This window comes from Streptomyces bobili, from assembly GCF_002154575.1.
GTDB classification, from domain to species: domain Bacteria; phylum Actinomycetota; class Actinomycetes; order Streptomycetales; family Streptomycetaceae; genus Streptomyces; species Streptomyces bobili.
Map to the genome: position 1 here is coordinate 1 of NZ_MUBA01000562.1, position 6,076 is coordinate 6,076.

General features: G+C 70.9%; 6 protein-coding genes. 1 reads left to right on the plus strand and 5 read right to left on the minus strand.

Annotated elements, in window-relative coordinates; genetic code table 11:
* Nucleotides 1–97: 97 nt before the first annotated feature.
* On the plus strand, nucleotides 98–538 hold the full coding sequence (locus BZL64_RS33515) for a hypothetical protein (protein ID WP_086772866.1): 441 nt from the start codon (nucleotides 98–100) through the stop codon (nucleotides 536–538).
* Nucleotides 539–694: 156 nt separating this feature from the next.
* Here the strand turns inward: BZL64_RS33515 and BZL64_RS33520 are convergent, their stop codons facing one another.
* From BZL64_RS33520 to BZL64_RS33540, 5 genes are all read right to left on the minus strand, one after another.
* The gene (locus BZL64_RS33520; RefSeq protein WP_086772867.1) at nucleotides 695–2,275 is read right to left on the minus strand and encodes a DUF1996 domain-containing protein; all 1,581 of its coding nucleotides are present in this window, start codon (nucleotides 2,273–2,275) and stop codon (nucleotides 695–697) included.
* Between the two features lie 171 nt (nucleotides 2,276–2,446).
* Nucleotides 2,447–3,097, minus strand: a complete 651-nt coding sequence (locus BZL64_RS33525) for a response regulator transcription factor (RefSeq protein WP_086772868.1) — start codon at nucleotides 3,095–3,097, stop codon at nucleotides 2,447–2,449.
* Nucleotides 3,082–4,350 (minus strand): sensor histidine kinase, encoded by a 1,269-nt coding sequence (locus BZL64_RS33530; protein WP_086772869.1) that lies wholly within the window; start codon nucleotides 4,348–4,350, stop codon nucleotides 3,082–3,084. Before BZL64_RS33530 ends, BZL64_RS33525 begins: the two co-directional genes overlap by 16 nt.
* Before the next feature lie 119 nt (nucleotides 4,351–4,469).
* Entirely contained in the window at nucleotides 4,470–5,471 is a 1,002-nt protein-coding gene (locus BZL64_RS33535) for an NAD-dependent epimerase/dehydratase family protein (protein ID WP_086772870.1), read from the minus strand.
* A 72-nt stretch (nucleotides 5,472–5,543) separates the two neighbouring features.
* On the minus strand, nucleotides 5,544–6,076 hold a 533-nt coding region (locus tag BZL64_RS33540), incomplete at its 5' end, for a winged helix-turn-helix domain-containing protein (protein WP_086772871.1).

Here is a 6,076-nt window from a genome sequence, read left to right on the forward strand (position 1 = left end):
CTCGAACGGCCGCCGCCCCGGAGAGGGCACCGGGTATTTTGAGCGCACCGCGCGCGGGAGCCGTATCCAGAGCGAGGCTCTCGCAGGGAGGAACAGGATGAAGGTGACCCGACCGATGCTCGCGGTGACGGCGGTGGCCGCCGCCGCGGCGCTGGTGCTGACGGGCTGTGGTTCCGGCGCAGGCACGGAGAAGAGCGTGCCGGCGACCGCGACCGGCAGCCTGGAGCACCTGGCCGCCGAGGTGAAGTGCACGCCCGACATGCAGACCGACGCCGACGAACTCCGGCAGGCGCTCTGCAAGAACGCCGACGGAAAGTTCATCCTGCTGACGTTCGCCACCGACCGCGGTCAGCGCGAGTGGATCAACGGCGCCAAGGACTACGGCGGTCACTACCTGGTCGGCCGCAAGTGGGTGGCCGTGGGTGAGGAGACCAGCACCGTCACGGCCCTGCGGGACACGCTCGGCGGCGACATCGAGGAGGGCACGGACCACTCCGTGCACGAGCCGTCGGAAGGCGCGACGCACTCCGGACATTGAATTTCCGGGCGAAGCACACGGAAACGCGGACGGAAACGCAGACAGCAACGCAGACGGAAACACCGGGAAACGGATACGGCAAAGACCGGCGGTGAGAAATTCTCACCGCCGGTCTTTCCTTGTGCGGCCGGACTCAGCGTGTGCTCAGGCCGAGGCCTACTTGCACTTCTTGCCGGTGTTGATGCAGTTGACCATCTTGTTCATCGTGTTCTGGGAGAAGAAGTTGATGAAGTCGTTGTGGTCGGTGATCGGCTTGTGCAGGTTCTCCGGGAAGGAGTCGACCGCGTACGGATTCACGACCTGCCCGTTCTGCAGCTTGGGCGCCGGGACGTTGTAGACCAGACGGACCTGGAGCTGGGGGATCGCCTTGAAACCGTTCGCACAGCTTCCGTTGGCCTGGACGAACGCCACGTGCGTGCGGTGGTTGGCGCTGTCGATGTTCTGACCGTCCCAGCAGCTCTGGAAGTTGGTCGTGCGGACGACCTGGCTGCCCTGCGGGCAGATCGGGTACTTGTCCTCCAGCTGCACCTTGTTCTCGAAGCCGGTGCAGCTCCAGTTGACGTTGGCGTTGGCGTTGCCGTTGACGAAGGCCTTCGCGTCACCGGTGATGATGCGCAGCGCCGTCGGCATCCCGACGACCTTGCCCCGCTTGTTGCCGACGAACTTCAGCTGGGCCTGGGCCGGCTGGAGGATCTTGCCGACATTGCCCTCCTTGCCACCGCCGTCGTTGTTCTGGTCGAAGTCCTGCGAACCGTCCTGGACACGCAGCACCGGCCAGAAGTACGACGACTTGTCGCCCTGGTTCTGGCAGCTGGTCTCGGCAGCCGCCAGCTCCTGGTCGCTGGCGAAGGCGTCGTTGTTCTGGTTGCCGACGTAGTCGTGCAGGTGGTGCGCGCCGTTGGTGACACCGGGGGCGACGATCACGTTGTCCGTGTTGTGGTTGTCGTTGCCGTTGGTGCCGCAGACGCTGGTGAAGGTGCCGCGCGATCCGCCGTTGCCGTTCGCGCGCAGACCGTTGGCGCCCACACCGGGCTGGGCGTTCTGCTGGACCTTGGTGATGTCGACGAAGTCCGCCGCGGCCGGGCCGTTGCCGGCCTGGCCACCGTTGCCCTGCTGACCGCCGCCCTGCTGGCCGCCGTCCTGGCCGCCGCCCTGCTCGCCACCGTTCTGGTCGCCGCCGCCCTGCTGGCCACCGTCCTGCTGGCCGCCGCCCTGCTGGCCACCGTTCTGGTCGCCGCCGCCGGCCTCGCCGGCATTGGTCTGCGCGCCCTGGGTGGTGCACGCGGCGAGCTGGCTCAGGTCCTGGACCTGGCCGCCCGAGCGCTGGATGTTGATGCGGATCCGGTCGATCGTGGCGGCCCTCTTGTCCTTGAGGGGGCCGACGATCGCGTTCTGGACGAAACCGGTGTCGTTGGTCTGTGCCTGGCGAGTCGAGGCGAGCCGGGCGTAGGCCTCGGTGATCTGCTTGTCGAGGTTCGCCAGCTCCCTGTCGACCCCCGAGCGTGCCCCACTGGGCACGTTCGTCAGCTTCTGCCCGACGTCGGGGCAGGAGATGGTGGCCACCTGCGCGGCGGCGGTGGCGGCCTTGGTCTGGTTCTGCGACGAGTTCTTCGACTCGTGCGCAGAAGCGTAGAAGTTCGCCCAGATCAGCCCGCCCCCACCGAGCGCTAGGGCCGCCGACGCGGCTATGGCCTTGTTGGCCATCGACGAACGGCGTTTACGTGTGTTGCGTCCCATGGAACTCCTCTGACTTCCTTGCGGGGTCGCATCGAGGCGCCCGACAGGAGTGAAGCGGCGACTCTTCATACGCGCGCCGCCCCCGAGGTGTTCAGCCGTCTCAGAAATTGATGAGAGGCCCGTGGGACAATTCCGCCTCAACGGTCGCACAGGGCACCGGTGTTGTGACGGTCACCGGTCCCGGTCCAGATAGGCCAGCACCGCCAGGACCCGCCGGTTGTCGTCGTCCGAGACCTCCAGGCCGAGCTTGATGAAGATATTGGCGGTGTGTTTCGCCACGGCCCGCTCGGTGACGACCATCTTCTGGGCGATCGCCGTGTTCGACCGGCCCTGCGCCATCAGCTCCATCACCTCCCGCTCGCGCGGCGTCAGCCGGGCCAGCGGCCGGTCGTCACCGCGCCGGGCCAGCAACTGCTGGATCACCTGCGGGTCCATCGCGGTCCCGCCCGCCGCCACCCGCCGTACGGCGTCCACGAACTGTTCCGCGTCGAAGACCCGGTCCTTCAGCAGGTAGCCCACCCCGCCGCTGCCGTCGGCGAGCAGCTCGCGCGCGTACAACTGCTCCACGTGCTGGGACAGGACCAGTACCGGGAGGCCCGGCCGCTCCCGCCGGGCCCGCAGCGCGCACTGGAGGCCCTCGTCGGTGTGGGTCGGCGGAAGCCGGACGTCGACGACGGCGACGTCCGGCTTCAGTTCGGCGAGGGCCCGTTCCAGTTCGGGTCCGCTCTCGACGGCGGCGGCTATCTCGAAGCCGAACGCCTCCAGGAGCCGGACGAGTCCGTCCCGGAGCAGGAACAGGTCTTCGGCTAGGACAACACGCACGGAATCTCCATGGTCACCATGGTGGGACCGCCCGCCGGGGAGCTGACGGCCAGGACGCCGTCGAATGTACCCAGTCGCCGCTCTACCCCGGCCAGCCCCGAGCCGGCCCCGATCGCCGCGCCGCCCCCGCCGTTGTCGGTCACGGAGATCCGCAGCCCGCCGTCCGCGTGGTGCAGGTCGACCCAGATCCGGTCGGCGCCGGAGTGCTTGACGGCGTTGGTGAGCACCTCGCTGACCGCGAAGTACGCCGCCGACTCCACGGGGGCGTCGGTCCGGCCGGGCAGCTCCACGGTCACCTCGGTCGGTGTCGGCAACCGCAGAGCCAACGCCCGTACGGCGTCGCCCAGTCCGCGTTCTGCGAGCACCGGCGGGTGGATGCCGCGCACCAGGTCGCGCAGTTCGGCGAGGGCGTCGGCGGAGGACCGGCGGGCCTGGGCGAGGAGCTGCTTGGCCTGCTCGGGGTCCTTGTCGACGAGCATCTCGACCGTCCCGAGGTCCATGCCCATCGCCACCAGGCGGGCCTGGGCCCCGTCGTGCAGGTCACGCTCGATGCGCCGCAGTTCGGAGGCGGAGGTGTCCACGGCGTCCCGCCGCGTCTGCGTCAACACGCGTACACGCTCCGCGAGTTCGGCCTCGCTGGGGGTGAGGACGGCCCGGGTCAGGCGGAAGTGGACCTGGAAGGCGCTCACCGCGTACCGGTGGGCCACGATGAGCAGGACGGCCCCCAGGGCGGCGGCGCCGAGCGCGGAGACCTGGTCGGAGACGGGCACGAACCCGTACCAGTAGGGGTCGTCGCCGTAGACCCGCCACAGCCCGAACGCCAGCGTGAACCCCTCCAGCGGGTAGAGGACCAGGATCGCCGGCAGCAGCGCCGTCAGGAACCCCGCCGTCATGTCCACCGGGAGCCACCGCAGATCCCGCCAGGTCGCCGGGTCCCGCAGCATCACGAAGGTGCGCGTCCAGGGGTTGGCGCCCTCGGGTATCGGCCGGTACGCCGACGGGATGGGCACCCCGCCCCACTCGGCGGCGAGCACCCGCCGCCGGTCCGCGAACATGCGCACGCCGGTCAGGACGTAGGGCGTGGTGACGATGCCGACGCCGATGGGGATGAGGGCGATCGACACGGCGGTGAGGGTGAGGCACAGGACGGCCAGTGGGAGGGAGGCCACGGCCAGCACGAACCCGCGCCCGGCGGCGCGCAGCATGCCCCGAGCCCTCGAACCGCCGCCGTCGCCCTTCGTGTTGGTGTTCATGCCCGTCAGTCTGGCCGACCGGCGGACCGTGGGCACGGGGCCGGACCCCCGGACCGGGAGGTGGTGCCAGGTACACCTGTGCCCGGCGTCCTTGACCCGGCGGGGGAATCCGAACGGCTCTACTCCGTCCCCGCCGCCAGTACCTTCGCCTCCACCTCCGGGTCCAGACCCTTCTGCGGCCGGTCCGGGCGCAGGGGTGCCTCGCCGCCGATCTCCTGGAGCCACCGCCAGGTGTCGGCGACGGTCTCCGCGACCGGCCGGCAGGTCAGTCCGGTGGCCACCGCCCGTGAGACGTCCGCCGAGTGCAGGGCGTCGTGCATGTCGCTGCCCGGCGGCACCCACACGGGCAGCTGCGTCCACGGCTCGATGCCCGCGTCGAGGACGGTCTCCGGCGCGGTCCAGCGCAGTTCCGCAGGGCCGCCGGTGACCCGCACGCACGCCTCCAGCAACTCGCCCATCGTGGCGTGTCCTTGGGGGCTGATCAGGTTGAACGGCCCGCTGAGGCCCTGCTCCACTGCGCCGAGGATCCACTCGGCGAGATCGCGGACATCGACGTACTGAAGGGGCAGTTCGCGCGGTCCCGGCGCCAGGACCGGGCCGCCGCGGGCCGTCCGGGACAGCCACCAGGGCAGCCGGCCGACGTTCTCGTACGGCCCGAGGATCAGCCCGGCCCGTACGAGCAGGGAGTCCGCCTCCCCGAACGCGTCGACGGCGGCCAGCTCGCCGCCCCGCTTGTCGCGGGCGTAGTCGGTCTGCTCCGCGTCGGGCTCGGCGCCCTCGACGAGCGGCGCGTCCTCGGCGTACCCGGCGGGCGGGGCCCACGTGTACACCGAGCAGCTCGACACGTACACATACCGGAGGGCGCGGCCCCGCAGCAGCCGCGCCGCCTCGTGCACCGCGCGGGGCGCCGCCGACCAGGTGTCGACGACGGCGTCCCACTCACCGTCCTGAAGCGCGTCGAGGCCGCCGGGCGCGGTCCGGTCGCCGACCAGGGTCCGCACACCGGGGACGGGCGCGTGCCGTCCCCGGTTGAGGACGGTCACCGCCCAGCCGCGCCCGAGGGCCGCCTCGACGACGGCCCGTCCCGCGAACTCCGTACCACCCAGCACCAGAAGTCTCATGCCGGTGACTCTGCCCGGCCGGGCGTCGGGAGGGAACCGTCCTCTGCCGTCAGCAGAGGCGTCGGCAGCGGATCAGGAGCCGGTCGGCGGGGTGTACTTGTAGCCGACCCGGCGCACCGTCTGGATGGCCCGGCGGTGCTCCGCGCCCAGCTTGCGGCGCAGCCGGGCGATGTGGACGTCGACGGTACGGCCGTCACCCACATGCCCGTAGCCCCACACGGTGGTGACGAGCTGGTCGCGGGTGTGCACCCGGTTAGGGTGCGCGACGAGGTGGGCGAGCAGCTCGAACTCCAGGTAGGTCAGTTCGAGTTCACGCCCGCTCACCCAGGCGGTGCGCTGCACGGAGTCGATCCGCACGAGGGCCTCGCCGCCGGGCGCGGCCTCGCTGTCGGCCGGCGGGTCGGGCACCGCCACCGGCAGGAACGGCGGCTGCTGGTCGGCCGGGACGAGCACCAGGTAGCCGATCATCGGCGGCTGTCCCGGCAGGGTGGGCAGGGTGTGCGGCGGAGCGGGCAGCCAGGTGGCACCCGGCGGGAGGAAGTCCGTCACGTCCACGACCTCGTCGCGGTCCACCGCACGCAGGCGGTGCCGGGCCGGGGCGGGGA